The sequence below is a fragment of the Stenotrophomonas rhizophila genome, from assembly GCF_000661955.1.
GTDB classification, from domain to species: Bacteria; Pseudomonadota; Gammaproteobacteria; order Xanthomonadales; family Xanthomonadaceae; genus Stenotrophomonas; species Stenotrophomonas rhizophila.
Window position 1 is genome coordinate 1,283,149 of the sequence record NZ_CP007597.1, and the last position, 25,361, is coordinate 1,308,509.

Here is a 25,361-nt window from a genome sequence, read left to right on the forward strand (position 1 = left end):
CCGACAGCGTAGGAAAAGCGTCGAAGCCGGGTCATTGCGACCGGATTCCGACATGGATCGGGCTACCATGCGCCGATCCGTTCACGAGAGTCTGCCATGCGGCTCCTGGTCATTGAAGACAACCGCCAACTGGTCGCCAACCTGTTCGACTACTTCGAGTCGCGTGGCCACGTGCTGGACGTCGCCCCGGACGGCATCACCGGCCTGCATCTGGCCGCCAGCCACGCCTACGACGCGGTGATCCTGGACTGGATGCTGCCGCGCATGGAAGGCCCGGAAGTGCTGCGCCGCCTACGCGCCGAGCATGGGTCGGAAGTGCCGGTGATCATGCTGACCGCGCGCGATGAGCTGCCGGACAAGATCGCCGGCTTCCGTGCCGGTGCCGACGACTACCTGACCAAGCCCTTTGCGCTGCCTGAGCTGGAAGTGCGCCTGGAGGCGCTGATGGTGCGTGCGCATGGGCGCAACCCGCGCAAAGTACTGGAAGTGGCTGATCTCAAGCTGGATCTGGCCACGCTGGAGGCTTATCGCGACGGCAGGGTGCTGCACCTGTATCCGGCCTGCCGCAAGCTGCTGGAAGTGCTGATGCGCGCCAGTCCCGCAGCGGTGACCCGCCAGCAGCTGGAGTTCGCCCTGTGGGGCGATGAACCACCCGATGGCGACCTGCTGCGTTCGCATGTCTACGAGCTGCGTCGCAGTGTGGACGGCGCCTCCGCGCAGAAGTTGATCCACACCTTGCCGCGGGTCGGTTACCGGCTGGGCCTGATCGGTTCGGGATCCAGCAATGAAGCCGCATAAGCCTGCGCCACTGCACCGCCGGCTGGTGTGGTGGCTGCTGGCGTACCTGGCACTGATTTCCATCGCGGTGTTCAGCGTGGGCAACTACGTGCATGAACATGCCGAGCATTCGGCCTGGCGCGCGTTGCTCAACTCCGAGCTGGACAGCATCGTCAACCACATCGAGCACGAGCCGCATTACCGCTGGCAGGACTCCGATACGCTTCGACTTTTCACCATCGACGGCAGTGACGCCGTCCCGCAACCTCTGCGCACGCTGCATCCCGGGCTGCACGACGGCATCGTGATCAACGGCCGGTCCAGTGCGGTGATGGTGCGTGAGACCGATAACCTTGGCCGGCTGGCGCTGGCGCTGGACATCAACGACTTCCACGAACTGGAGGAGTTCGCCACGCGGTGGGTGATGCTGGCCGGGGTGGTAATGATCATCGTGACGGTGCTGATGGCCTCGTTCGGCGTCAGCCGACTCGTTCGTCCACTCAGTTCTCTGGCCAAGCGCATCGACCACCTCAAACCCGGGGTGCCGGGACAGCGGGTGATCGTGGACCCGCGCGGCAGCTCGGAGCTGTATGTGATCGCCGACGCAGTCAATGATTACCTCACCCGCAACGAGCAGTTCGTCGAGCGTGAGCGGGCCTTCATCACAACCGCCAGCCATGAACTGCGCACGCCGATCGCGGTGATTACCGGTGCGGCCGAACTGGCGCTGGGGCAGCCGGCCCTGCCCGAACGTGCCCGCGTGCAGATGCAGCGCGTGCATCGCACCGCGCAGGGCGTGGAACAGTTGATCCAGCTGCTGCTGGTGCTCGCGCGCGACCCGGCGCGCCTGATCGCACTGGGCGAACGCATCGCGCTGGACCAGCTGGTGCCAGACATCATCGAGGACCATCGCCACCTGATGGGTGACAAGGACCTGCGCATCGAGGTGGACGGACTGGCGCCGGTGGAGATCATTGCGCCACTGGGCGTGGTGCAGGCCGCCATCGGCAACCTGCTGCGCAATGCGATCGAGAACAGCGGCCGCGGCACCATCCATATCCAGCTGTCGAGTACCGCCGTAGTCACCCTGCAGGACCCCGGCCATGGCATGAGCCCGGAAGAAATCGCCGCCGTGCACGCGCGGATGGCGCGTGGCGATCGCAATGAGCAGAGTGGCATCGGGCTGGAGCTGATCGCCAAACTCTGCGACCACCTGGGCTGGGCCTTGCAGCTGGAGCCCTGTGCGCCACGCGGCACCCGGGTGATTCTGGATCTGGGTGCGTCGCTTCCGCAGGCACTGCGCGACGCGATGACGTAATCGACCTGGCGAACGCTGCACTGCAGGGTGGCGCAGCGTGAAGATGATGTTAACCTCTGGAAGGGCGCCGCGTTATGCGGCGCTTTTTTTTTCTTCGATCGACAGAGGATGGCAAGATGCCGACCGAAACCAGTACGGCCCTGATCACCAACGATATCGTCGGGCTTGGCCTGATTGCCGCCACGCTCGCCGTGATTTTCTGGGCGGCCAGTGGCCCGACGCCCCGCCTGAAAAAGATCTTCGCCTGGGTGCCGGCGTTGCTGCTGTGCTACTTCATCCCGGCCATCTACAACACCGCCGGCCTCATCGACGGCCACAACACCTCGCTCTACAACCCGGTGGCGCGCGACGTGCTGCTGCCGGCCGCGCTGGTGCTGCTGACCCTGTCGATCGACCTCAAGGGCATCCTCAAGCTGGGCCCGAAGCTGCTGGTGATGTTCTGCGCGGGTACGTTGGGGATCATCCTTGGCGCGATCGTGTCGTTCCAGGCAATGTCCTGGATCCATCCGGCAACCGTCGCAGGCGATACCTGGAAGGGCATGGCCGCACTGGCCGGCAGCTGGATCGGCGGCGGGGCCAACATGGTCGCAATGCGCGAAGTGTTCGGCACCGACGCCACCACCTTCGGCCAGTTCGCCGTGGTGGATGTGGCCTGTGCCAGCCTGTGGATGGCGGTGCTGCTGTTCCTGGCCAACCGCGCCCAGCAGATCGACACGCGCAACGGGGCCGATACCTCGGCCATCGATGAAATGAAGGCGCGTATTTCCGCCTATGAAGCGCAGAACGCCCGCATTCCCAGCCTCACCGACCTGATGGTGATCGTGGGCGTGGCACTGGGTGGGGTGGGCCTGGCGCATGCCATCGCCGCACCGCTGAGCGGGTGGTTCAAGGCCAACGTCAGCTGGGCCAGCCAGTTCAGCCTGGACAGCGCGTTCGTGTGGGTGGTGCTGTTGTCCACCGCCTTGGGCCTGGGCTTGAGCTTCACCCGCGCGCGGCGGCTGGAGTCGGCCGGTGCATCGCGCCTGGGCACGCTGTTCCTGTACTTCCTGATCGCCTGCATCGGCATGCAGATGGACCTGTTGTCGCTGCTGGATCGCCCGTGGCTGTTCGCGCTGGGCGCGATCTGGATGCTCACCCACATCCTGGTGCTGTGGATTGCCGCCAAGCTGCTGCGCGCGCCGTTGTTCTTCTTTGCGATCGGTTCGCAGGGCAACATCGGCGCCGCTGCATCGGCCCCGGTGGTGGCTGCTGCGTTCCATCCCTCGCTGGCTCCGGTGGGCGTGCTGCTGGGCACGGTGGGCTACGCCACCGGCACCGGCCTGGCCTATGTCACCGGCCTGATCCTCAAATGGATGGCCGGGGCCTGACCCGCCAACCCGGTAGTGCCGGCCGCTGGCCGGCTCCACGCAGCCACTGGTAGTGCCGGCCGCTGGCCGGCTCCACATCAACCCATGGTGTCACCTGGAGCCGGCCAGCGGCCGGCACTACCGGGGAATTGACATTGGCCTGGAGCCGGCCAGCGGCCGGCTCTACCCTTCGACGTGCAGAGTGTGGAACGGGTATCAGACGCAGCGGCGATTGCCCCGTAACGTGCGGCGTTATGCGCCACCCCGTGGCAGGGGGCATCACGGGTGGGAATCTCCGCCGATGGCAATCGGCGTCCAGCCAGGACGTTGCATGAAACCGCAGGGACTGTTCCGATGCTGTGTCACCGCGCTGCTGTTGTTGGCCAGCGCCACCGCCGTTGCCCAGACCGCGCGCATCGAGCGCGCCGATGTGCAGGCCATTACCGATGCCAGTGCCCGTGATGTGGCCGCGCTGATCGCCCAGCCGGGCTTCGCCACGGCGGTGACCGGCGCCCTCGCCACGCGCCCCGACGGCGTGCCGCTGGCCCGGGTGATGGCGCGCTTCGACCCGCAGGCGCGCACCCAGGCCTCGCGCACGCTGGCTGCCCAGGATCGCCAGCTGCGCCAGCAGAAAGGGTTGCCCACCGCGGGCGCGGACCTGCTGCAACTGCGCGCCTACGTCCCCGCTGGTACCCGGCTGACCGACGTGCCCGCCGCGCAGCTATGGGTGGCGGTGTTGCCACGCGGCAATGACCGTCACTGGACCACGCTGACCGCCTACGACCCGCAGGGGCGTCGCCACACGCTGGACGCGCGCACCGCCCCGGCCTTCCCGGTATTGATCGTCGACGTGGATACGCGCACGGCGGTGGAAGAGGGCATGGCGGTGGTCAATGCGGGGCTGCAGGCGCGCGGCCTGCAATCGCCGGACCGCATCCGGTTGGCCGCCAACGGCAGCGCCTCGCTCGACCTGACCCGGTTGGACCGCATCCGCCTGGCCGACGACCAGGAGCCGTGGGCGCTGGGCGGCGCGGAGGTGTTCGCGGTGGTGTCGGGCCTGCAGATCGGCGCGGCCGAACCGGAGATGGCCACGCTGACCCTGCCGTACCTGGACCACGACACCACCGACTACACGCCCGGCCAACCGCTGGTCATCTGGGGCAACTATCGCTTCGACGCGGCCAATGTGCAGTTGTTCGAAGATGACGGCGACACCAACTACCAGGACCTGCTGGTGGCATTGACCGATGGCGTCAAGGCGGCACTGGGTGCGTTCGCACCGGAGTACGCGGTGATCGCCGACATCGCCGGCGCCATCCTCAAGGCGATGCCGACCACCTGGTTCGCCAACGACACCGACTACCTGGACAGCTTCTACCTGCTGCAGCGCGGGCAGGCCTACACCGACCGCATGGGCGCGGCCAACAACGCCAAGGTCACGCTGACCCCGGTAACCCTGACCGAATAACGGGTAGTGCCGGCCGCTGGCCGGCTCCTCGCAATATCGACGCAAAGGTAGTGCCGGCCGCTGGCCGGCTCCTCGCAATATCGACGCAAAGGTAGTGCCGGCCGCTGGCCGGCTCCTCGCAATATCGACGGAGAGGTAGTGCCGGCCGCTGGCCGGCTCCAGGTGAAACCGTGGGTTCATGAGGAGCCGGCCAGCGGCCGGCACTACCAGGTAAGGTTCACGGGCGCCGCCGGAACGAGGTGCGGTTCACGGGAACCGGTCGAACCCGGTGAGGTTCACGGGTGCCGACCAAACCCGGTGAGGTTCACGGGAACCAGCCGAACCGTATGTGGTTCATGCGAACCGGCCGACAACCGGCTCCCGCCATGAAAAAACGGCGGCGCTTTCGCGCCGCCGTTCCGGTACTCCACCGATGTCGCCGCTCAGCAGCAGCGGCCCCCGTTCCTGCCGCCGTAGCGCGCCTCCTGGCGCTCGCGGAAGAAGGTCTTGTAGTCCATCGGCACGCGGTCGGGATGGTTGTCGAGCACGTGGCGCACGTAGTTGTCGTAGTCGGGGATGCCGCAGCACAGGCGTGCGGTCTGCACCAGGCGCCGCCACAACCGGCGGTGCGCCTGGTACTGCCCAACGGGAACCAGTTCAGTACTCATCACAGGTCCGCCATCTGGTGCGGCTGCAGCGCCACGTACGGGGTTTCCTTGTCCGTGCGCTGCGGGTTGCGGCGCGCCTGCACGATGGTCTTGATCGCATAGAACAGGATCGAGAACACCACGAACAGGAACAACACGGTCAGGCTGGTGTTGACGTAGGCGTTGACCACGATCTGGTGCATCTGGTCCAGGCTCTTGGCCGGCGCGGTGATGGTGCCGGTGGCGATTGCGTCCTGGAACTTGTGCGCCTGGGCCAGGAAGCCCTGGGCCGGGTTCTTGTCGAAGATCTTGATCAGGCCCGCATACGTGGTGCAGATCAGCAGCCACACCGCCGGCACGCCGGTCACCCAGGCAAAGCGCTCGCGCTTCATCTTGAACAGCACCACCGTGCCCAGCATCAGCGCAATGCCGGCCAGCATCTGGTTGGAGATGCCGAACAGCGGCCACAGGGTCTGGATGCCGCCGAAGGGATCCTTCACGCCGGTGTACAGCAGGTAGCCCCACAGCGCCACGCAACCGGCCGTGGCGATGATGTTGGCCGTCCACGATTCGGTCTTCTTCAGCGCCGGGATGAAGTTGCCCAGCAGGTCCTGCAGCATGAAGCGACCGGCACGGGTACCGGCATCCACCGCGGTCAGGATGAACAGCGCTTCGAACAGGATCGCGAAGTGGTACCAGAACGCCATCATCGCGTTGCTGCCACTGGGAATCGCCTGGTGGAGGATCTGCGCGATGCCCACCGCCAGCGTGGGTGCACCACCGGCACGGTGCAGGATGGTCGGCTCGCCGATGGCCAGTGCGGTGGCTTCCAGCTGCTCGGGGGTAATCGCAAAGCCCCAGGTCGTGCTGATGAAGTGCGCGGCCGAGGCGGCATCGGCACCGATCACCGCCGCCGGGCTGTTCATCGCGAAGTAGACGCCCGGGTCGATGATCGAGGCCGCTACCAGCGCCATCACCGCCACGAACGATTCCATCAGCATGCCGCCGTAGCCGATGTAGCGCATGTGGCGCTCATTGGCCAACAGCTTCGGCGTGGTGCCCGAGGCGATCAGCGCATGGAAACCGGACACCGCGCCGCAGGCGATGGTGATGAACAGGAACGGGAACATGCCGCCCTTCCAGACCGGGCCGTCACCGCTGGCCGCGAACTGGGTCAGCGCCGGCATCTTCAGTTCCGGCATGACGATCAGGATGCCGATCGCCAGCGCCACGATGGTGCCGATCTTGAGGAAGGTGGACAGGTAGTCGCGCGGTGCCAGCAGCAGCCACACCGGCAGCACCGAGGCCACGAAGCCGTAGCCGATCAGCATCCAGGTGATTTCGATGCCGGTGAAGGTGAAGGCCGGGCCCCAGACGGGATCGGCGGCCACCTTGCCGCCGTACCAGATGGCCGCCAACAGCAGGAACAGGCCGACGACCGAAATCTCCCCGATCTTGCCGGGGCGGATGTAGCGCATGTACACGCCCATCAAGATCGCGATGGGCATGGTGGCGATCACCGTGAACATGCCCCACGGGCTTTCGGCCAACGCCTTGACCACCACCATCGCCAGCACCGCCAGGATGATGATCATGATCAGGAAGGCGCCGAACAGCGCGATGGTCCCGGGCACCTGGCCCATCTCCTCGCGCACCAGGTCACCCAGCGAGCGGCCGTTGCGGCGGCTGGAGATGAACAGCACCATGAAGTCCTGCACCGCGCCGGCCAGTACCACGCCGACCACCAGCCAGAGCAGGCCGGGCAGGTAGCCCATCTGCGCGGCCAGCACCGGGCCCACCAGCGGTCCCGCACCGGCGATCGCGGCGAAGTGGTGGCCGAACAGCACGTGCTTGTTGGTGGGCACGTAGTCCAGGCCGTCGTTGTTGAGCACCGCCGGGGTGGCCCGGGTCGGGTCGAGCTGCATCACCTTGTCGGCGATGAACAGGCTGTAGAAGCGGTAGGCGATCAGGTAGATCGACACCGCGGCGACGACGATCCACAGCGCATTGATGTGTTCGCCACGGCGCAGTGCGACCACGCCCAGACAGAACGCGCCGAGCAGCGCGAGCGCGGCCCAGCCCAGCTTGGAAAAACCTTTCATGAGATTGCGTCTCCCTGGAGATCGTCGTAAGAGTCTGCCTTGGCACCGATGGGGTCAATGCAAACGCAGGTGCTTGCCGCTAGTACTTTGGTCGTAGGTCGCAACGTGGCGTGCGTGCCGATACGGACAACGGCCCGGTGGACGCGCGCGCCTGCACGGGGTGCGAACGCCACCGCTGGAACAATCGGTTGCGGGCGTGGCGATTGGCGGCTGCCACCCGGGCGCCCATCTTGTTGGCTGGTTTCCCTTTGCTGGAGTCGAGATGAGCAGCCCAACCCCGGTGCGCGTACAGCGCACGATCCGTGGCATGGCCACCTCCGATGGCGCCGGCGTGCGCCTGACCCGGGTGATCGGCGGCCCCTCGCTGCCCGACCTGGACCCGTTCCTGTTGCTGGATGAATTCGGCACCGACCGCGCCGAGGACTACATCGCCGGCTTCCCCAGCCATCCGCACCGCGGCTTCGAAACCGTCACCTACATGCTCGACGGGCGCATGCGGCACAAGGACAACCACGGCAACGAAGGCCTGCTTACCCCGGGCAGCGTGCAGTGGATGACCGCCGGCCGTGGGCTGGTGCATTCGGAGATGCCCGAGCAGGAATCGGGCCAGATGCGCGGCTTCCAGCTGTGGGTGAACCTGCCCGCGCGCGACAAGATGACCGACCCGAAGTACCAGGAATTCGCGCCCGAGCGCATTCCCGTCACCGCGCCCGGCGACGGCGTGCAGGTGAAGGTGATTGCCGGCCAGGTGGGCGAGGTCATCGGCCCGATCGTGCAGCCGGCCACCGACCCGGTGTACCTGGACATCACCCTGGACGCCAACGCGCGCTGGGACTACACCTTGCCGGAAGGGCACAACGCGTTCGCGTACGTGTTCGAAGGCGGGCTGACGGTGGGGCAGGGCGAGGATGCACGTCCGGTGGCGCGCCAGGAACTGGCGGTGCTGGGCGGCGGCGAACTGCTGCAGCTGCAGGCCGGCGCCGAGGGTGCACGCCTGATCCTGGTGGCAGGGCGACCGCTGCGCGAGCCGGTGATGCGCCACGGGCCGTTCGTGATGAACACCCGCCAGGAGCTGATGCAGGCCTTCGTCGATTTCCAGGAAGGCCGCTTCTGACCGGGGGTGCCGGCCAACGGTCGGCACCCCCATGACGCTGCGGAAACACGGGCGGTGCCGGCCGCTGGCCGGCAACCGCATCACGCTGCAAAAGCACAGGTAGTGCCGGCCGCTGGCCGGCAACCGCATCACGCTGGGGGAGCACGGGTAGTGCCGGCCGCTGGCCGGCAACCCGATGGAGCCTGGAGGCAGGGGCGCAGCCGGCCAGCGGCCGGCACTACCGGGATGTGCGCCATGCACATTCCCGGCCATCTCAGCGCCCTGCGGCGACCGCCGCGGGCGTGAGGTTCATGCCCTGGGTGAGCGACTGCAACGCGCCCAGCTCCTTGGCATCGCCGGCATACAGCGCGATCTGCGCGTAGCGGTTCTTGTCGAACTTCACCACGGTGATGCGGCGCGTTTCGTAGCCCGGCGGCTGCTGGCCGCCCAGGTCGGGCTGGTACCAGTACAGCGATTCACCGGCGAACACCCCCTTTTCCTGGCGCAGCGGCCGGGTCAGCGGCAGGTTCGGGTCGCGTGCGGTCAGCATCAGGCTGAGCACTTCGCGGCCATCACCGGTGCTGGCCTTGCACAGGACGAAATCGGCCTGCGCCTGCTCCTGCCATTGCAGGCCGCTGTCGGCGGGCAGGGACGGGCACACGTTCGAGGACTGGGCCGAGACGGCCGCAGCAGACAACAACAACAGGCTCAGGCACACGGCAGCGCGCAGGATGTTCATGGCTTCCCCCAAAGGTCGAAGTGGCCGCGCGTCGTGCTGGCAGAGGGGTTCCGGGGGCCGCAGACAACCCAGGCCGTCCGTGCGCATTTCCCCATGCGCGTCCCGGAGTACCTCGCCTGCCAGGTGACGGCGTGGTGATTCGGACCTTAACGGAATGTGACTGGATCTACAAATAACTGTTTCAGATGGTCCCATCTGCAGACCACGACGCGTTGAATCAGGCGGCCAGGACCGTATCGGCCCGGCCGCCGAGGCTCAGCGCGGCTCGGTGCCGATCCACTTGTAGGCGATGCCGCCGATCAGGCCGCCCAGCAGCGGGGCCAGCCAGAACAGCCACAGCTGGCTGAGCGCGCCGCTGCCGGCAAACACCGCCACCGCCGTGGAGCGCGCCGGATTCACCGAGGTATTGGTCACCGGAATGCTGATCAGGTGGATCAGGGTGAGCGCCAGCCCGATGGCGATCGGCGCAAAACCGGCCGGGGCGTTGCCGTGGGTGGAGCCCATGATGACCACCAGGAAGAAGGCGGTGAGCACCACTTCGCACAGGAACGCAGCGGCCACGCTGTAGCCACCCGGCGACAGGGCGCCGTAACCATTGCTGGCGAATGCGCCCGCCTGGCTGCCGTCGATGGCGAAGCCGGGGGCGCCCGAAGCGATCTGCAGCAGGATGAAACCGGCCAGGATCCCGCCCAGCACCTGGGCCACGATGTAGGGCAGCAGGTCGCGCGCCGGGAACCGGCCGCCGGCCCACAGCCCCAGGCTGACGGCAGGATTGAAGTGCGCACCAGAGACGTGGCCGAACGCATAGGCGCCGGTGAGCACGGTCAGCCCGAAGGCCAGCGCCACGCCCACGAAACCGATGCCAAGCGGATTGCCATCACCGCCGAACTTGGCCGCCAGCACCGCGCTGCCGCAGCCCCCCAGAACCAACCAGAACGTGCCGAGAAACTCCGCGGCCAGACGTTTGCCCATGCTCATCGATCGTTCTCCACCAGACGCCCGGGACGGGCAGGCAGACCGTAGCTGAATCGCGGTTCATCGGGGTGAACGCCGCGTCAAGGCGCCGACGAACGGCATTGCCTCAGTAGGTGGGCAGCGGAATGAATTCCTTGTCGTCGCCGGGAATGGTGCCGAAACGCCCGGCGTCCCAATCGTGCTTGGCCTGCTCGATGCGCTCGGTGGAGCTGGACACGAAGTTCCACCACAGGTGGCGCGGCCCATCCAGCGGCTCGCCGCCGAGCAGCATCGCCTTGACCGGCGTCTTCGCGCGCAGGCGGCCGCGCGCATTGAGTTCCGGAATCACCAGGTGCTGCGCCGGCAGATCCACGCCGTCCAGCTGCGCCTCGCCTTCGAGGATGTACAGGGCGCGCTCGACATGGCCGGTATCCAGGTCGATTTCCGCACCCGGATCCAGATCGATCGCCACATTCAACGTGTCCGCGAACACCTTCACCGGCGACTCTTCGCCATAGGCCCGCCCGGCGATGACGCGCAGCCAGGCACCGTCACGGCGCTGCTGCGGCAGGGTGGCCGCCGCGTGGTGGAAGAACCCGGGATCGGTTTCCTCGAAGCTCTTCGGCAGCGCCACCCAGGTCTGCATGCCGTGGATGGGGTGATCGTGCTCGCGCTCGGGCGGCGGGGTACGTTCGGAATGCGCGATGCCGCGCCCGGCGGTCATCCAGTTGACGTCACCGGGGCGGATCACCTGATCCGACCCCAACGTATCGCGGTGACCGATCGCACCGGACCACAGGAACGTCACGGTGGCCAACCCGATGTGTGGATGCGGACGCACATCGATACCCGTCCCCGGCGCAAGCACCGCCGGACCCATCTGGTCCACGAACACGAACGGACCGACGCTGCGCGCCTGCAGGGTAGGCACGGCGCGGCGCACCTGCAGACCGCCGATATCGTGGACACGGGGCGCAATGATCGTCGTCATGCGGGCTTTCTCGCTGGCGTGGACAGACCAGCAGGATCGCATGCAGACACACCCCCTGCATGCCCCATTCGGGCAACAGGGTGTTGCGCCAACAGCCCAAGTAGCGCCGGACGATGCCCGGCAGCATTTCGTCGCGGCGACAGCAGCCGGGCAGAGCCCGGCGATACGCGTCGGCGTTTATGCCGTCACCGGCCAACTATCGAAGGCGGGGTGGGTCAGGTGGCGGGGGTGTGAGCGCCATGGATGGCGCGACCAAGCCCCCAGGGATGGGTTCACGGCGTCCCCCGCCACCTGACCCACCCCGCCAGCCCCGATCCAGTCCAGAGCCGCTTTACGCTCTCCGCTTGCGCTCTGGCCGTTGCAGTTGCAGTTGCAGTTGCAGTTGCAGTTGCACTTGCAGTTGCCGTTGCATCGGCAGGTGCCGGGCGGCAGCCCGGCTTACATCAACGGCTCACGCAACACCGCCGCATCCCAACCCGGGCGCGGCGCGAAGCGCTCCCCGTGCCGCTGCTGCAGCACCTTCAAACGTTCCACCAGCGCGTCCGCACCAGTCGCCCGGATGTACTGGATCGGACCGCCGCGGAACGGTGCAAACCCGGTCCCGAAAATCACCCCCGCATCCAGCAGATCCGCATCGGCCACCACCCCGTCGTGCAGGCACGCCACCGCCTCGTTGAGCAGCGGCAGAATCAGACGGTCTTCCAGATCCGCAGGCACCTCTGCATTGGCCGGCACGTCCGGCTTCTGCGCCCGCCCGTTTTGCCACGTGTAGATACCCTGGCCATCCTTCTTGCCGCGCTTGCCCGGTTCCACCGTCTGCAGCGCCGCCGGAATCTGCAGGCCCAGGAACGGCGCCAGCTCCTTGCCCACGCCGGCGGCCACGTCCAGCCCCACCGTATCCAGCAGTTCGATCGGGCCCATCGGCATACCGAACTTCACCGCCGCCTTGTCGATTACCGGGCCCGGAATGCCTTCCGCATACGCCGTGGCCGCTTCCAGCATGTACGGGAACAGCACGCGGTTGACCAGGAACCCCGGCGTCCCGGCCACCGGCACCGGGAACTTGCCCAACGCCTTGCAGAACGCCGCCAGCCGGCGCTCGGTCTCCGGCGCCATGCCGTCGTGGTGGATGATCTCCACCAGCGGCATCTGCGCCACCGGGTTGAAATAGTGCAGGCCGGCGAACTGCGCCGGGTGCTCGATGTGGTCGCGCAGCTCAAGCAACGGAATCGACGACGTGTTGGTGGTCAGCAACGCACCGGCCTTCATCTTCGGCTCCAGCGTCTGGTACAGCGAACGCTTGGCGTCGGCATCTTCGATGATCGCCTCGATCACCAGATCGGCCAGCGCCACGCCTTCACCGGCCAGATCGGCCTTCAGCCGTGCGGCCACGGCCGGGCGCTTGCTCTCGTCCTTCACCTTCTTGGCGAACAGCGCCTGCGCGCGCTCCATGGCCGGGTCGATGAAACGCTGCTCACGGTCCTGCAGCGTCACGTTGAAGCCCTTGTAGGCCGACCACGCCGCAATATCGCCGCCCATCACGCCGGCGCCCACCACGTGCACGTGGCTGATGCCATGGTCCTTGCCACCCAGCGCCTTCAGGCGTTCGGTCAGGAAGAAGATGCGGATCAGGTTGCGCGCGGTCGGGGTGCCGGCCAGCTTCACCACCGCACGGCGTTCGGCGTCCAGACGGGTCTGGATCGGGCTGCCGCCGGTGCGCGCCCATGTATTGATCAGCGCGTACGGCGCCGGGTAGTGGTCCTTCTTGGCCTTGCGCGCCACCTGCTTGGCCATCTGCGGGGCCAGCAGCTTGCGCGCCAGCCAGGTGTTGGTGGCCCAGGCGGTCGCGCGCTGCTTGAACGGGCGGGTGGTGCCCGACAGCCCCAGTGCCACCGCGGTATCCAGCAGCACCGCCGGGGCCACGACCTTGTCGACCAGACCGATGCTGCGCGCGGCCGATGCCGACAGATTGCGACCGGTCAGCATCATGTCCATCGCCGCCGGTGCACCCACCAGTTGCGGCAGGCGCGAACTGCCGCCCCAGCCGGGGAAGATGCCCAGCTGGGTTTCCGGCAGGCCGATCCGGGTGGACGGATCATTGGAGGCCACGCGGTAGCGGCAGGCCAGCGCCAGCTCGGTGCCGCCGCCCAGGCAATGGCCGTGAATGGCGGCCACGGTCGGGCAGGGCAGCTCGGCCAGCTTCTGGTAGGTGCTCTGGCCGCGGCGGATGGCGTCGTTGACGGTGCCGCGGCGGTCGAATTCCTGAAACTCCTTCAAGTCTGCGCCGGCAATGAAGCCGGCCGGCTTGATCGACTGGATCACCACCGCCTTGGGCGGGTCCATGGCGATGCGTTCGATCAGGTCGCCCAGTTCCAGCAGCACGTCCTGGGACATCGCGTTGACGCTGCTGTCGTGGCGGTCGAGGCTGAGCACCACCACACCATCATCACGGATCTGCGGGTGCCAATGTGCGAAGCGGAGCCCATCGAAGCCTGAGAGCATGGGAACGTTCCATCCGGTTGTGTATGGAGAAGGGGGCTATGATCCAGAGGTTGTTTCCTCCCCGTCAAATCCCAATAGCTGGGGGATGGGCGGGCCCGGTTCAGTGCCGTGAGCGGGAACCTTAACGGAACGGTGGTTAAAAGCTGGTGCGGCGTCGTGTGATCGGTCGCTGAACTTTTCCCGGGATTGGCAGTCTCATTGCTCGACGTTGGTCGGGCTGACAGGAGTGCGGCCCCACATGGCCGAGGTTGAAACACCACAGGAGCTGGACCTGGAGCTGGTCCGGCGCGTGCAGCGCGGCGAGAGTGCGGCGTTCGATGTCCTGGTGCGCAAGTACCAGCATCGGATCGTGGCGCTGATCGGGCGCTACATCGCCGACTGGAGTGAATGTCAGGACGTCGCACAGGACACGTTCGTCCGCGCGTACCGCGCGATCGGCAGTTTCCGGGGCGACGCCCAGTTCTATACCTGGTTGCACCGGATAGCCGTGAATACTGCCAAGAACCACCTTGCCGCCCACAACCGCCGCCCGCCCACCGATGACATCGACATCGGTGACGCCGAGCAGTTCGACAGCGGCACCCGCCTGCGCGACACCGACACCCCCGAGCGCGAGTTGATGCGCCAGGAGTTGGAGCAGACGGTGATGAAGGCGGTGGCGGCATTGCCGGAAGAACTGCGATCGGCCATCACCCTGCGCGAGGTGGACGGGCTGAGTTACGAAGATATCGCGCAGAAGATGGGGTGCCCGATCGGCACCGTGCGGTCGCGGATCTTCCGCGCCCGCGAGGCGATCGACACTGAACTTCGGCCGCTGCTGGATATCGGCAGTGCCACCCGCGAGAAGAGCCGCGTATGAGCGAACACATGCCAATCCCTGGAACCGCCGGTACCACGCCGGACAAGATCGACATCCACAACCGCCAGCAGCTGTCGGCGCTGGTCGATGGCGCACTGTCGCCCGACGAGGCGCGCTTCATGCTGCGCCGCCTGGAGCACGATGAAGCGCTGGCCGGTTGCCACGAGCGCTGGCAGTTGCTGGGCGACGTGCTGCGCGGCCAGGCCTGCGCACCGGCCCCGGTGGACTTCGCCGCGCGAGTACGCGGTGCGGTCGCCGCCGAACCGGCTCCGCTGGCCCCAGTGACCCCGGTCGAACGCAGTCGCGAACGTCGCACTGGCTGGCGTCGTTGGGGCGGTGGCGCCGCGCTGGCCGCCTCGGTCGCCGCCGTGGCGATGTTCATGACCCGCGAACAGCTGCCCAGCGAGACGCCGCTCGACGCGCCCGCCACCACCATCATTGCCAGCCAGGCCCAGTTGCCGCCCAGCCCTCCGGCGGTCTCGCCTGCGGCAGTGGATGCGGCGGTCGCCGTGGCCGCCGTGCCGGCTGCGGCCGTCGCTGCCGCCAGCCGTCGCCAGGACGTGGCCGCCGTGCGCCGCGCCAGTGCCACCCGTACCCAGCAGGCCGCGCGCAGCGCCGGCGAACGCAGCGTCGAGCCGCAGCGTGCCGTGGCCAGCCAGGCCGTGCCGGTGCCGGTGGTGCCGGCCGCCAATGCCCGTGCGTTGCCGTTCGGCGATGTCGCCGCGCTGCAGGCCAAGCCGTGGCCGCGCTCGACCCTGGCCCCGGCGGCTGGCGGGGCGCTGAACGCCAGCTTCTCCACGCAGGAGCCGCAGGCCGCGTTCTACCCGTTCGAGCCGCGCCTGCAGGAGGTCGACCCGGCCGCCCCCGCGCCGCGCCGGCATCGCGACTGACCCTGTCGTCGCACCCGCTCCAGCACACCCTGCGTCCAGCCTTGTGGCCGGAACGCCCCCGCTTTTCCCCACGTCCCGATCCGGAGGCTGACGTCCGATGACTCCCCGCATGCGTAGCCAGGCCATGACCCTGCTGGCCCTGACCCTGCCGTTGATGGCCTGCGCCCAGGCGCCGGCCCCTGCCGCTCCCGCCGCCCCGGCCCCCGCCGCGGCGCCCCGCGCGCCCGCCCCGCAGCTGGTCAGCGGCCTGCCGGACTTCACCAACCTGGTCGAACAGGTCGGCCCTGGCGTGGTCAACGTGGAAACCACCATCGTGCGCAGCAACCGCCAGGCCCGCGGCATGGGCCCGGGCGGCGACGATGAGATGCCCGAATTCTTCCGGCGCTTCTTCGGCCCGGACTTCCAGATGCCGGGGCAGGGCCCCGGTGGCCAGGACGACAGCCCGCGCATCCAGGGCCGCGGCATGGGCTCGGGCTTCATCATCTCCGCCGACGGCTACGTGCTGACCAACTACCACGTGGTCGCCGACGCCAGCGAAGTGAAGGTCAAGCTGGGCGACCGCCGCGAATTCACCGCCAAGGTGATCGGCAGCGACCAGCAGTACGACGTGGCCCTGCTCAAGATCGACGGCAAGAACCTGCCGACCGTGCGCGTGGGCGATTCCAACACGCTCAAGCCGGGCCAGTGGGTGGTGGCGATCGGCTCGCCGTTCGGCCTGGACCACTCGGTCACCGCCGGCGTGGTCAGCGCCGTGGGCCGCAGCACCGGCGGCGCCGACCAGCGCTACGTGCCGTTCATCCAGACCGACGTGGCCATCAACCAGGGCAATTCGGGCGGCCCGCTGCTCAATACCCGCGGTGAGGTGGTCGGCATCAACTCGCAGATCTTCTCCGCCTCCGGCGGCTACATGGGCATCAGCTTCGCGATCCCGATCGACCTGGCGATGGGCGCGGTCGAGCAGATCAAGAAGACCGGCCGGGTCAGCCGCGGGCAGCTGGGCGCCGCCGTGGGGCCGATCGACGGGCTCAAGGCGCAGGGCCTGGGCCTGTCCGACAGCCGCGGCGCCCTGGTCAATGAAGTGGTGCCGGGCAGTGCCGCGCTGAAGGCCGGGGTGGAACCGGGCGACGTGATCCGCTCGGTGAACGGCAGCCCGATCAATACCTTCAGCGACCTGCCGCCGCTGATCGGCGCGCTGCCGCCGGGCAGCAAGGTCCGCCTGGGCGTGGTCCGGGACGGCAAGGAGCGTGAAATCAGCGCCACCCTGACCGAGTTGGCCGACGATGCCGAACGCGGCACGACCCGGCCCACCGCCGAGGCCGCCGCGCCGCAGACCGGCTCCAACGCCCTGCTGGGGCTGGAGGTGGCCGACCTGACCGCCGCCCAGCGCAAGCAGCTGGGCCTGGGGGCGGGCGAGGGCGTGCGGGTGACCCGCGTCAATGGCGCCTCCGCGCGTGACGCCGGCGTTTCGCCCGGCATGGTGGTGCTGCAGGTCGGGCGTACCCCGGTTGGCAGCGTGGCCGGGCTGGACAAGGCGCTGGCCACCTACAAGAAGGGCGATGTGGTCATGCTGCTGGTCCGGGCCACCGGCAACAGCGCCTTCGTGGCGATCAAGGCCGGGCAGTAAAGCCCCCGCCAGCGCTACGTTTCCGGGCCCGCTTCGGCGGGCCCGGTCGTTTCTGGCGGGCCGATCACGCCAATCGCGGGCGGCCGCACGCGGGACCGGGCCGGCCATGCGATAATCCGCAGTCATCCTGACGACGCGACGCGCCGCCGCCACCTATGTCTTCTGATTCGATGCGATTCATCCGCAACTTCTCCATCATTGCCCACGTCGACCACGGCAAGTCCACGCTGGCCGATCGCATCATCCAACTTTGCGGCGGCCTCCAGGCCCGCGAAATGGAGGCGCAGGTGCTCGACTCGAACCCGATCGAGCGCGAGCGCGGCATCACCATCAAGGCCCAGTCGGTCTCCTTGCCCTATGTGGCAAAAGACGGCCAGACCTACCACTTGAACTTCATCGACACCCCCGGGCACGTCGACTTCTCCTATGAAGTCAGCCGCTCGCTGGCCGCCTGCGAAGGCGCGCTGCTGGTGGTCGATGCGGCCCAGGGCGTGGAAGCGCAGTCGGTGGCCAACTGCTACACCGCTGTCGAGCAGGGCCTGGAAGTGGTGCCGGTGATCAACAAGATCGACCTGCCCACCGCCGACATCGAGCGCGCCAAGGCCGAAATCGAGGCCGTCATCGGCATCGACGCCACCGACGCGGTGCCCGTCAGTGCCAAGACCGGCCTGAACGTGGTCGACGTGCTGGAGGCGATCGTGCATCGCATTCCGCCGCCGGTGCCGCGCGATACCGACAAGCTGCAGGCGCTGATCATCGACTCGTGGTTCGACAACTACCTGGGCGTGGTCTCGCTGGTGCGCGTGATGCAGGGCCAGATCAAGGCCGGCGACAAGCTGCAGGTGATGTCCACCGGCCGTACCCACCAGGTCGACAACGTCGGCGTGTTCACCCCCAAGCGCAAGGTGCTGCCGGCGCTGCGGGCCGGTGAAGTGGGCTGGGTCACGGCCAGCATCAAGGACGTGCACGGCGCGCCGGTTGGCGACACCCTGACCCTGGCCGCCGACCCGGCCTCCAAGCCGCTGCCGGGCTTCCAGGAAATGCAGCCGCGCGTGTTCGCCGGCCTGTTCCCGGTCGACGCCGAAGACTACCCGGACCTGCGCGAAGCGCTGGACAAGCTGCGCCTGAACGATGCCGCGCTGCGCTTCGAGCCGGAAAGCTCCGAAGCCATGGGCTTCGGCTTCCGCTGCGGCTTCCTGGGCATGCTGCACATGGAAATCGTGCAGGAGCGCCTGGAGCGCGAGTACAACCTGGACCTGATCAGCACCGCGCCGACCGTGGTCTATGAAGTGCTCAAGACCGACGGCACGATCATCAACATGGACAACCCGGCCAAGCTGCCGCCGGTGAACATGGTCGATGAGATCCGCGAGCCGATCATCCGCGCCAACGTGCTCACCCCCGAGGAGTACATCGGCAACATCATCAAGCTGTGCGAAGAAAAGCGCGGCAGCCAGATCGGCATCAACTACCTGGGCAGCCAGGTACAGATCAGCTACGAGCTGCCGATGGCCGAAGTGGTGCTGGACTTCTTCGACAAGCTCAAGTCGGTCAGCCGCGGCTATGCCTCGCTGGACTACCACTTCGTGCGGTTCGATGCCGGCCCGTTCGTCCGCGTGGACGTGCTGATCAACGGCGACAAGGTCGATGCCCTGTCGCTGATCGTGCACCGCAGCCATGCCGACCGCCGGGGCCGCGAGCTCTGCGAGAAGATGAAGGAACTGATCCCGCGCCAGCAGTTCGACGTGGCCATCCAGGCCGCCGTCGGCTCGCAGATCATCTCCCGCACCACGGTCAAGGCGATGCGCAAGAACGTGCTGGCCAAGTGCTATGGTGGCGACGTTTCGCGCAAGAAGAAGCTGTTGGAAAAGCAGAAGGAAGGCAAGAAGCGCATGAAGCAGGTTGGCCGCGTGGAAATCCCGCAGGAAGCCTTCCTTGCCGTGCTGCAGATGGACAAGTAAGGCCGGCAGGTCGCCCGGCCACCGCGCGGCACCCGCCAGGTGCCGCCGGGCGCGCAGGGATGGCCCCGTAGCCGCTGCACCCGCACCGCTGCACCCGTTGCCCAAGGACACCGCATGAAATTGTTTGAGATCCTCCTGGTCGTACTGACGCTGGCCTCGGGTTTGATCCTGCTGGCCGACAAGCTGTATTTCGCCAAGCGCCGTGCCGCGCGCGCCGGCCTGCTGGATTCCGAACCGGTCGCGGTCGACTACGCCCGGGCGTTCTTCCCGGTGCTGGCGATCGTGCTGGTGGTGCGCAGCTTCATCGCCGAGCCGTACAAGATCCCGTCCAGCTCGATGATGCCCAACCTGCTGATCGGCGATTTCATCCTGGTCAACAAGTTCTCCTATGGCCTGCGCCTGCCGCTGAACAATGCCAAGGTCGTCCCGCTGGGCGAACCCAAGCGCGGCGACGTGGTGGTGTTCCACTTCCCGGGCCATTCGGACAACGATCCGGCCAAGGGCGAGAATTTCATCAAGCGCGTGATCGGCATCCCCGGTGACCAGATCGTCTTCGAAGGTGACGGGCTGATCCTCAACGGCGAGCCGGTCAAGTACGACAACAAGGGCCTGTACGCCGGCCATCGCGGCCAGGGCGAGGGCAGCTCGCTGCTGGTCGAGCACCTGCCGGGCCGCACCCACACCGTGCTGGAAACCGACTACCCGCGTGGCGCAGGCCAGTGGACGGTGCCGGCCGGCAAGTACCTGGTGATGGGCGACAACCGCGACAACAGCGATGATGGTCGCTTCTGGGGCCTGCTCCCGGAAGAGAACCTGCGCGGCAAGGCGTTCCTGATCTGGCTGAACTGCTCGGGGTGGTTCTGCAAGGACGGCTTCGAGCCGTCGCGGATCGGCTCGAGCATCAATTGATCCATCACACTCGCGTATCTGGGGAGAACGCAATGAAGACGATGAACACGCAGCGCGGCATGACCCTCACCTCGTTCCTGGCGGTACTGATCGTGGTGGCGTTCGGCCTGTATGTGGGCATGAAGCTGTTCCCGATGTACCAGGAGTACTACTCGGTGCGCTCGGCGATGAAGAGCCTGGCCAAGGAGCCGGGCGTGGGCAACATGGAGCCGGCCCGCGTGCAGGACCTGTTCTTCAAGCGGCTGTACATCAACTACTCGGAAAACGTGAAGCCGGCCAACGTCAAGTTCGATCGCATCGACGGCGGCTGGAACATGAAGGTCAACTACGAAGTGCGCCGTGAACTGATCGGCAACCTCGACGTGGTGGGCAAATTCGATTCGAACCAGGAACTGACCCTCGCCGGTGTCGACTAAGACTTTCCAACGTGGTGACCGCATCGGCCACCCCTTCGCAGATCCGGGCCTGCTCCAGCAGGCCCTGACGCATCGCAGTGCCGGTACGCCCAACAACGAGCGGCTGGAATTCCTCGGCGACAGCATCGTCAACATGATGGTGGCCCAGGCGCTGTACCAGCGCTGGCCCAAGGCCGACGAAGGCGCGCTCACCCGCGCCCGTGCCGAACTGGTGCGTGAAGGTGCGCTGGCGGTCATCGCCCGCACCCTCGAACTGGGCGACCGGCTGATCCTGGGCCCGGGCGAGATGAAGACCGGCGGCCACCGCCGCGACTCCATCCTGGCCGATGCCCTGGAGGCGGTCGTGGCCGCCATCTACCTGGATGCCGGGTTCGAGGCCTGCCGCACCGTGGTGCTGCCGTGGTTCAGCGCCTCGATGGAGGCACTGCCGGCCACCGGCAAGCCCGAAAAAGATCCCAAGACCCGCCTGCAGGAATGGTTGCAGGCCCGCCAGAAGACGCTGCCGCAGTATGAGCTGGTGTCAGAAGCGGGTGACGATCACGCCAAGACCTTCCGGGTACGCTGTGGCGTAGCCGATCCCGCTGTCAGCACCGAAGGCGAAGGTGCCTCGCGACGGCTGGCCGAACAACAGGCGGCCGCGGCCGCCCTCGAGCAACTGGATTCCAAGTGAGCGAAGCAATTCCCCATCATTGCGGCAGCGTGGCCGTCATCGGCCGCCCCAACGTCGGCAAATCCACCCTGACCAACGCCCTGGTGGGCGCCAAGGTCAGCATCGTGTCCAACCGCCCGCAGACCACGCGGCACCGGTTGCTGGGCATTGCCAGCTACCCGGAAGGGCAGCTGGTGCTGGTGGACACCCCCGGCCTGCACCGCGTGCAGAAGCGCGCCATGAACCGCGTCATGAACCGCGCCGCGCGCGGTTCGCTGGAGGGCGTGGACGCCGGCATGCTGGTGATCGAAGCCGGCCGCTGGGACGAGGAAGACACCCTGGCCTTCAACGTGCTCAGCGACTCGGGCATTCCGGTGGTGCTGGTGGTCAACAAGGTCGACCGGCTCAAGGACAAGGCCGCGCTGCTGCCGTTCCTGCAGCAGGTCACCGAGGGCCGCACCTTTGCCGCCGTCCACCCGATTTCGGCGCAGAAGCGCAACGGCCTGGAAGCGCTGGTGCGCGACCTGCTCAAGCTGCTGCCGGAAGCCCCGCCGATGTTCGGCGAGGACGAAATCACCGACCGCAGCCAGCGCTTCCTGGCTGGCGAACTGGTGCGTGAGCAGCTTATGCGCCAGCTGGGTGAAGAACTGCCGTACGCCACCACGGTGGAAATCGAGCGGTTCGTCGAAGACGGCAACCTGCTGCGCATCGGCGCGGTGATCTGGGTCGAGCGCGAAGGCCAGAAGGCCATCGTGATCGGCAAGGGCGGCACCCGCCTGAAGGACATCGGCGCCAAGTCGCGCATGCAGATGGAGCGCCTGTTCGGCGCCAAGGTCTTCCTGGAGACCTGGGTGCGCGTGCGTGAAGGCTGGTCCGACGACGAAGCCGCGCTGAAGGCGTTCGGCTACGAGTAAGCCGGGTCGCTGACGGCTGCGCCATGCGCATCGATGACGAACCCGCCTTCGTGCTGCATGCCCGGTCGTGGCGCGAAACCAGCCTGCTGGTGGAGGTGCTGACCGAGCAGCACGGCCGTATCGGCCTGTTGGCGCGGGGTGTCAGCAGCCCGCGCAGCCAGGCCTTGCGGGCGGCACTGCAGCCGCTGCAATGGATCCGTTTCAGTGCCGTGCAGCGCGGTGAACTGGCCCAGCTGCGCGGCGCCGAAGCCCTCGATGCCGCACCGCGGCTGGGCGGCGAGGCGATGCTGGCCGGGTTCTATATCAATGAGCTGCTGATGCGGCTGGCCCCGCGCCAGGATCCGCTGCCCGAGTTGTATGACCATTACGGCCTGGTCCGCCAGCGTCTGCGCGACGGCGAGCCGTTGGCCTGGACGTTGCGCCGGTTCGAGCGCGACCTGCTGGAAGCGCTGGGGTTCGGGTTCGACCTGGCCCATGGCAGCGACGGCGAGCCAGTGGACCCGGCCGCCCGCTACGATCTGGACCCGCAGGAGGGGCCGCGCCGGCTGCTCAGCGAACGCGGCACCGACCCCCGCCGCGGCACCGCCACGGGCAGCGCCCTGCTGGCACTGGCCGACGACCGCCAGCCCGACCCCGACGACCTGGCCAGCCTGCGCCGGGCCATGCGCGCGGTGCTGCTGCACCACCTGGGCGGGCGCGGGCTGAAGTCGTGGGAAATGCTGGAAGACCTGGCCAGGCGCAGGTAGCGCCGGGCGTATGGAGCCGCAGTAGAGCCGGGTTCTACCCGGCTGCTTTGGGTGCGCGACCCCATCAGTTTCCCCGCCAGCCGGGCAGAGCCCGGCGCTACGAGGTGCGCGAACGAGGCACTTTCCCGGTGGCCGGGCAGAGCCCGGCGCTACGCGGTGCGCGAATGAGGCACTTTCCCGGTGGCCGCGCAGAGCCCGGCGCTACGAGGTGCGCGAATGAGGCAATGTTCCCGGCAGCCGGGCAGAGCCCGGCGCTACGGGGCCTCAATGCAGCAGGGATTCCACCGCCGCCTGGAACTGGGTGTGCGCGCCGCTGGACTCCGGGGCCTGGTGCAGCTGGCGTACCGCGCGTGCCAGCCGCGCTGCGCCGACGAAGCCGCAACTGGCCTGCAGCCGGTGCAACTGGCCCTGCAGGGCACGCAGGTCCTGCTTCAGCAAGGCCTGGGCCACCGCATCGCGCACGCTCGGCAGCTCGGCCAGGAACAGTTCGCGCAGCGCGATGAGATGGTGACGCTGCCCGTTCAGGGCGGCCAGCGCGGTGATCTCGTCCCAGTCTTCACGCTCGCCATCCAGGCTCGCGCCCACGGCGGGCGGGGCGGTGCCGGGGCTGTTGACCAGCGCCCGGCGCACGGCCTTGAGCAGCTGTTCGCCGGTAAGCGGCTTGACCAGGGTGTCGCTGAAGCCGGCATCGCGCAGCCGCGCATGGATGCTGGTGTCGCCATCGGCGGTATGCGCCAGCGCGGGCGTGTCCGGCCGTGAACGGCGCAGCGCATGCAGCAGCTGGGTGCCATTGCCGTCGGGCAGGTTGACGTCGATCAGCCACAGGTCGTACTGGCCGCTGCGGCCGGTGTCCATGGCCGTGGCCAGCGAATCGGCGGTATCCACCTGCGCCGGCAGGGTCTCCAGCGCGGCCTTGAAAAAGCCGCGGCTGATGGTGTCGTCCTCGACGAGCAGGAATCGGGGCATTGGATCCCGAGGGGTCATCTGCATTGGGGCTGCCTCCATGTCAGCTATGCCCATATTAAACACGACAACGCGCTCTGCAAGCGTTTCCAACGGGCCCATCGGCAGCCCGACCCACGTATCTGCGACAATACGCACCCTTTTTGCCCGCAGCCTGTTGCCACGTGGCCCGATCCCGCTCCCGCCTCGACCGTACCCCTTTCCAGACCGACATCCTCGACCTCAGCCATGATGGCCGCGGCGTTGCCCGCCGTGAAGGCGAGGGTGCCAAGGTCACCTTCATCACCGGCGCACTGCCCGGCGAAGTGGTGAGCGCTGAACCGACCGCGCGCAACCGCCATTTCGACGAGGCGCGCACCCTGGAGGTGCTGCAGCCGTCGCCGCAGCGGGTCACCCCGCGCTGCCCGCATTTCGGCGTCTGTGCCGGGTGCGTGCTGCAGCATCTGGAGGAGTCGCAGCAGATCGTGGCCAAGCAACGGGTCCTTACGGACAATCTGACCCGGATCGGCCACGTCACCCCCGGCACGGTGTTGCCGCCGCTGGTGGGCGACAGCTGGGGCTACCGCCGCAAAGGCCGCTTCTCGGTGCGCCGGGTGGAAAAGAAGGACAAGACCCTGGTGGGTTTCCGCGAGCAGGACCCGCGTTTCGTGGCGGACCTGAGCCAGTGCCTGACCGTCATTCCGGAGATCGGCAGCAAGGTCGGGGCGATGGCGACGTTCATCGAAACCCTCGACGGCAAGCGCGACATTCCGCAGATCGAGTTCATCGCCGGTGACGAGGCGATCATGCTGACCATCCGCCACATGCAGCCGCTGACCGAGGCCGACCGCGCCGCCTGGACCGCCTTCGGGCAGGAACATGGCTTTGCGATCTCGCTGCAGCCGGGCGGGGTGGAGTCGGTACAGCCGTTGTGGCCGGCCGAGGTGCCGCTGTCGTTCAAGCTGGCGCCGTGGGACGTGGAGCTGGCCTTCCGCCCGCTGGACTTCATCCAGGTCAATGCCTCGCTCAACGTGAAGATGATCGCGCTGGCGCTGGAGCTGCTGGAGGCCGGTCCGGACGAGCGCGTGCTGGACCTGTTCTGCGGGCTGGGCAACTTCACCCTGCCGCTGGCGCGTACCGTGCGTGACGTGGTGGGCGTGGAAGGCGATGCGGGCCTGGTCGCCCGGGCCAGGGAAAATGCCGAGCGCAATGGCCTGGCCAACGCGCAGTTCCATGCCGCGGATCTCACCCAGGACCAGCGCAACGCCCCGTGGATGCGCCAGGGCTTCGACAAGCTGCTGCTGGACCCGCCGCGTTCGGGCGCGATCGAAGTGCTGCAGCAGCTGCCGCTGAAGCAGTTCAAGCGCATCGTCTATGTGAGCTGCCACCCGGGTTCGCTGGCGCGCGATGCCGGCTACCTGGTCAACGAACAGGGCTTCACCCTGGTCAGTGCGGGTGCGATGGACATGTTCCCGCACACCGCGCACGTGGAGAGCATCGCGGTCTTCGAGAAGCGCTGAGGCCGGCGCCACCGC

The 25,361-nt window shown here is 67.5% G+C and carries 22 protein-coding genes; 15 read left to right on the top strand and 7 right to left on the bottom strand.

The genetic code is table 11. The annotated features are described in order from the left end of the window. Nucleotides 1-96 precede the first annotated feature (96 nt). From DX03_RS05345 to DX03_RS05360, 4 genes are all read left to right on the top strand, one after another. The gene (locus tag DX03_RS05345; protein WP_038686963.1) at nucleotides 97-798 is read left to right on the top strand and encodes a response regulator transcription factor; all 702 of its coding nucleotides are present in this window, start codon (nucleotides 97-99) and stop codon (nucleotides 796-798) included. Beyond that, complete coding sequence (locus DX03_RS05350; RefSeq protein ID WP_038686965.1) at nucleotides 785-2,095, top strand: sensor histidine kinase; 1,311 nt, start codon at nucleotides 785-787, stop codon at nucleotides 2,093-2,095. Before DX03_RS05345 ends, DX03_RS05350 begins: the two co-directional genes overlap by 14 nt. 116 nt (nucleotides 2,096-2,211) lie before the next feature. Next, nucleotides 2,212-3,462 (top strand): DUF819 family protein, encoded by a 1,251-nt coding sequence (locus DX03_RS05355; RefSeq protein ID WP_038686967.1) that lies wholly within the window; start codon nucleotides 2,212-2,214, stop codon nucleotides 3,460-3,462. Between the two features lie 310 nt (nucleotides 3,463-3,772). Next, nucleotides 3,773-4,909, top strand: coding sequence for a DUF3103 family protein (locus tag DX03_RS05360; protein ID WP_051598747.1), 1,137 nt, complete (start codon nucleotides 3,773-3,775; stop codon nucleotides 4,907-4,909). A 422-nt stretch (nucleotides 4,910-5,331) separates the two neighbouring features. Here DX03_RS05360 and DX03_RS05365 read toward each other — a convergent pair whose 3' ends face one another. Together DX03_RS05365 and DX03_RS05370 are read right to left on the bottom strand one after the other, a co-directional pair. After that, complete coding sequence (locus tag DX03_RS05365) at nucleotides 5,332-5,556, bottom strand: YbdD/YjiX family protein (protein WP_038686969.1); 225 nt, start codon at nucleotides 5,554-5,556, stop codon at nucleotides 5,332-5,334. Then, complete coding sequence (locus DX03_RS05370; RefSeq protein WP_038686970.1) at nucleotides 5,556-7,637, bottom strand: carbon starvation CstA family protein; 2,082 nt, start codon at nucleotides 7,635-7,637, stop codon at nucleotides 5,556-5,558. Before DX03_RS05370 ends, DX03_RS05365 begins: the two co-directional genes overlap by 1 nt. A 262-nt stretch (nucleotides 7,638-7,899) precedes the next feature. Between DX03_RS05370 and DX03_RS05375 the strand changes: the two genes are divergently transcribed. Continuing rightward, nucleotides 7,900-8,751: a pirin family protein gene (locus tag DX03_RS05375; RefSeq protein ID WP_038686973.1), complete on the top strand. Its 852-nt coding sequence runs from the start codon at nucleotides 7,900-7,902 to the stop codon at nucleotides 8,749-8,751. A 253-nt stretch (nucleotides 8,752-9,004) separates the two neighbouring features. On the opposite strand, the gene DX03_RS05380 is transcribed toward DX03_RS05375, so the two are convergent. The 4 genes from DX03_RS05380 to DX03_RS05395 form a co-directional block, all read right to left on the bottom strand. Beyond that, nucleotides 9,005-9,469: a hypothetical protein gene (locus tag DX03_RS05380; protein ID WP_038686975.1), complete on the bottom strand. Its 465-nt coding sequence runs from the start codon at nucleotides 9,467-9,469 to the stop codon at nucleotides 9,005-9,007. 255 nt (nucleotides 9,470-9,724) lie between these two features. Next, nucleotides 9,725-10,447: an aquaporin Z gene (aqpZ, locus tag DX03_RS05385; protein WP_081797161.1), complete on the bottom strand. Its 723-nt coding sequence runs from the start codon at nucleotides 10,445-10,447 to the stop codon at nucleotides 9,725-9,727. 103 nt (nucleotides 10,448-10,550) lie between these two features. Then, complete coding sequence (locus tag DX03_RS05390) at nucleotides 10,551-11,414, bottom strand: pirin family protein (RefSeq protein ID WP_038686977.1); 864 nt, start codon at nucleotides 11,412-11,414, stop codon at nucleotides 10,551-10,553. Nucleotides 11,415-11,852: 438 nt separating this feature from the next. Further along, a complete protein-coding gene (locus DX03_RS05395; protein ID WP_038686979.1) occupies nucleotides 11,853-13,916 on the bottom strand; it encodes a 3-hydroxyacyl-CoA dehydrogenase NAD-binding domain-containing protein in 2,064 nt (687 codons plus the stop codon). A 238-nt stretch (nucleotides 13,917-14,154) separates the two neighbouring features. Between DX03_RS05395 and rpoE the strand changes: the two genes are divergently transcribed. The 9 genes from rpoE (at nucleotide 14,155) to recO (ending at nucleotide 22,884) form a co-directional block, all read left to right on the top strand. Beyond that, on the top strand, nucleotides 14,155-14,775 hold the full coding sequence (rpoE, locus tag DX03_RS05400) for an RNA polymerase sigma factor RpoE (protein WP_038686981.1): 621 nt from the start codon (nucleotides 14,155-14,157) through the stop codon (nucleotides 14,773-14,775). Between the two features lie 8 nt (nucleotides 14,776-14,783). Beyond that, the gene (locus DX03_RS05405; protein ID WP_081797313.1) at nucleotides 14,784-15,665 is read left to right on the top strand and encodes a sigma-E factor negative regulatory protein; all 882 of its coding nucleotides are present in this window, start codon (nucleotides 14,784-14,786) and stop codon (nucleotides 15,663-15,665) included. A 97-nt stretch (nucleotides 15,666-15,762) separates the two neighbouring features. After that, nucleotides 15,763-17,289: a DegQ family serine endoprotease gene (locus DX03_RS05410; RefSeq protein ID WP_038686983.1), complete on the top strand. Its 1,527-nt coding sequence runs from the start codon at nucleotides 15,763-15,765 to the stop codon at nucleotides 17,287-17,289. A gap of 170 nt (nucleotides 17,290-17,459) precedes the next feature. Then, a complete protein-coding gene (gene lepA / locus DX03_RS05415; protein WP_038686985.1) occupies nucleotides 17,460-19,250 on the top strand; it encodes a translation elongation factor 4 in 1,791 nt (596 codons plus the stop codon). Between the two features lie 114 nt (nucleotides 19,251-19,364). Then, nucleotides 19,365-20,159 (top strand): signal peptidase I, encoded by a 795-nt coding sequence (gene lepB / locus DX03_RS05420; protein ID WP_038686987.1) that lies wholly within the window; start codon nucleotides 19,365-19,367, stop codon nucleotides 20,157-20,159. Between the two features lie 32 nt (nucleotides 20,160-20,191). After that, nucleotides 20,192-20,575: a DUF4845 domain-containing protein gene (locus tag DX03_RS05425; RefSeq protein ID WP_038686989.1), complete on the top strand. Its 384-nt coding sequence runs from the start codon at nucleotides 20,192-20,194 to the stop codon at nucleotides 20,573-20,575. Next, a complete protein-coding gene (rnc, locus tag DX03_RS05430; RefSeq protein ID WP_038686991.1) occupies nucleotides 20,565-21,245 on the top strand; it encodes a ribonuclease III in 681 nt (226 codons plus the stop codon). The genes DX03_RS05425 and rnc overlap by 11 nt, the downstream gene beginning before the upstream one ends. Continuing rightward, the gene (era, locus tag DX03_RS05435) at nucleotides 21,242-22,138 is read left to right on the top strand and encodes a GTPase Era (protein ID WP_038686993.1); all 897 of its coding nucleotides are present in this window, start codon (nucleotides 21,242-21,244) and stop codon (nucleotides 22,136-22,138) included. The genes rnc and era overlap by 4 nt, the downstream gene beginning before the upstream one ends. A 23-nt stretch (nucleotides 22,139-22,161) precedes the next feature. Further along, a complete protein-coding gene (gene recO, locus DX03_RS05440; protein ID WP_038686995.1) occupies nucleotides 22,162-22,884 on the top strand; it encodes a DNA repair protein RecO in 723 nt (240 codons plus the stop codon). Between the two features lie 264 nt (nucleotides 22,885-23,148). On the opposite strand, the gene DX03_RS05445 is transcribed toward recO, so the two are convergent. Beyond that, nucleotides 23,149-23,874, bottom strand: a complete 726-nt coding sequence (locus DX03_RS05445; RefSeq protein WP_038686997.1) for a response regulator — start codon at nucleotides 23,872-23,874, stop codon at nucleotides 23,149-23,151. A 137-nt stretch (nucleotides 23,875-24,011) separates the two neighbouring features. Here DX03_RS05445 and rlmD point away from each other — a divergent pair, with 137 nt between their 5' ends. Further along, nucleotides 24,012-25,346, top strand: a complete 1,335-nt coding sequence (rlmD, locus tag DX03_RS05450; RefSeq protein ID WP_038686999.1) for a 23S rRNA (uracil(1939)-C(5))-methyltransferase RlmD — start codon at nucleotides 24,012-24,014, stop codon at nucleotides 25,344-25,346. The last annotated feature ends 15 nt before the right edge of the window (nucleotides 25,347-25,361 follow it).

Excerpts from the sequence above, each read along its gene's own strand:
- DX03_RS05370 (WP_038686970.1), bottom strand. The coding sequence starts at position 7,637 with ATGAAAGGTTTTTCCAAGCTGGGCTGGGCCGCGCTCGCGCTGCTCGGC.
- DX03_RS05375 (WP_038686973.1), top strand. The coding sequence starts at position 7,900 with ATGAGCAGCCCAACCCCGGTGCGCGTACAGCGCACGATCCGTGGCATG.
- aqpZ (WP_081797161.1), bottom strand. The coding sequence starts at position 10,447 with ATGAGCATGGGCAAACGTCTGGCCGCGGAGTTTCTCGGCACGTTCTGG.
- lepA (WP_038686985.1), top strand. The coding sequence starts at position 17,460 with ATGCGATTCATCCGCAACTTCTCCATCATTGCCCACGTCGACCACGGC.
- DX03_RS05380 (WP_038686975.1), bottom strand. The coding sequence starts at position 9,469 with ATGAACATCCTGCGCGCTGCCGTGTGCCTGAGCCTGTTGTTGTTGTCT.
- DX03_RS05425 (WP_038686989.1), top strand. The coding sequence starts at position 20,192 with ATGAAGACGATGAACACGCAGCGCGGCATGACCCTCACCTCGTTCCTG.
- DX03_RS05405 (WP_081797313.1), top strand. The coding sequence starts at position 14,784 with ATGCCAATCCCTGGAACCGCCGGTACCACGCCGGACAAGATCGACATC.
- rpoE (WP_038686981.1), top strand. The coding sequence starts at position 14,155 with ATGGCCGAGGTTGAAACACCACAGGAGCTGGACCTGGAGCTGGTCCGG.
- DX03_RS05395 (WP_038686979.1), bottom strand. The coding sequence starts at position 13,916 with ATGCTCTCAGGCTTCGATGGGCTCCGCTTCGCACATTGGCACCCGCAG.
- DX03_RS05390 (WP_038686977.1), bottom strand. The coding sequence starts at position 11,414 with ATGACGACGATCATTGCGCCCCGTGTCCACGATATCGGCGGTCTGCAG.
- DX03_RS05445 (WP_038686997.1), bottom strand. The coding sequence starts at position 23,874 with ATGCAGATGACCCCTCGGGATCCAATGCCCCGATTCCTGCTCGTCGAG.
- DX03_RS05365 (WP_038686969.1), bottom strand. The coding sequence starts at position 5,556 with ATGAGTACTGAACTGGTTCCCGTTGGGCAGTACCAGGCGCACCGCCGG.
- recO (WP_038686995.1), top strand. The coding sequence starts at position 22,162 with ATGCGCATCGATGACGAACCCGCCTTCGTGCTGCATGCCCGGTCGTGG.
- DX03_RS05355 (WP_038686967.1), top strand. The coding sequence starts at position 2,212 with ATGCCGACCGAAACCAGTACGGCCCTGATCACCAACGATATCGTCGGG.
- DX03_RS05345 (WP_038686963.1), top strand. The coding sequence starts at position 97 with ATGCGGCTCCTGGTCATTGAAGACAACCGCCAACTGGTCGCCAACCTG.
- DX03_RS05360 (WP_051598747.1), top strand. The coding sequence starts at position 3,773 with ATGAAACCGCAGGGACTGTTCCGATGCTGTGTCACCGCGCTGCTGTTG.
- DX03_RS05350 (WP_038686965.1), top strand. The coding sequence starts at position 785 with ATGAAGCCGCATAAGCCTGCGCCACTGCACCGCCGGCTGGTGTGGTGG.
- DX03_RS05410 (WP_038686983.1), top strand. The coding sequence starts at position 15,763 with ATGACTCCCCGCATGCGTAGCCAGGCCATGACCCTGCTGGCCCTGACC.
- lepB (WP_038686987.1), top strand. The coding sequence starts at position 19,365 with ATGAAATTGTTTGAGATCCTCCTGGTCGTACTGACGCTGGCCTCGGGT.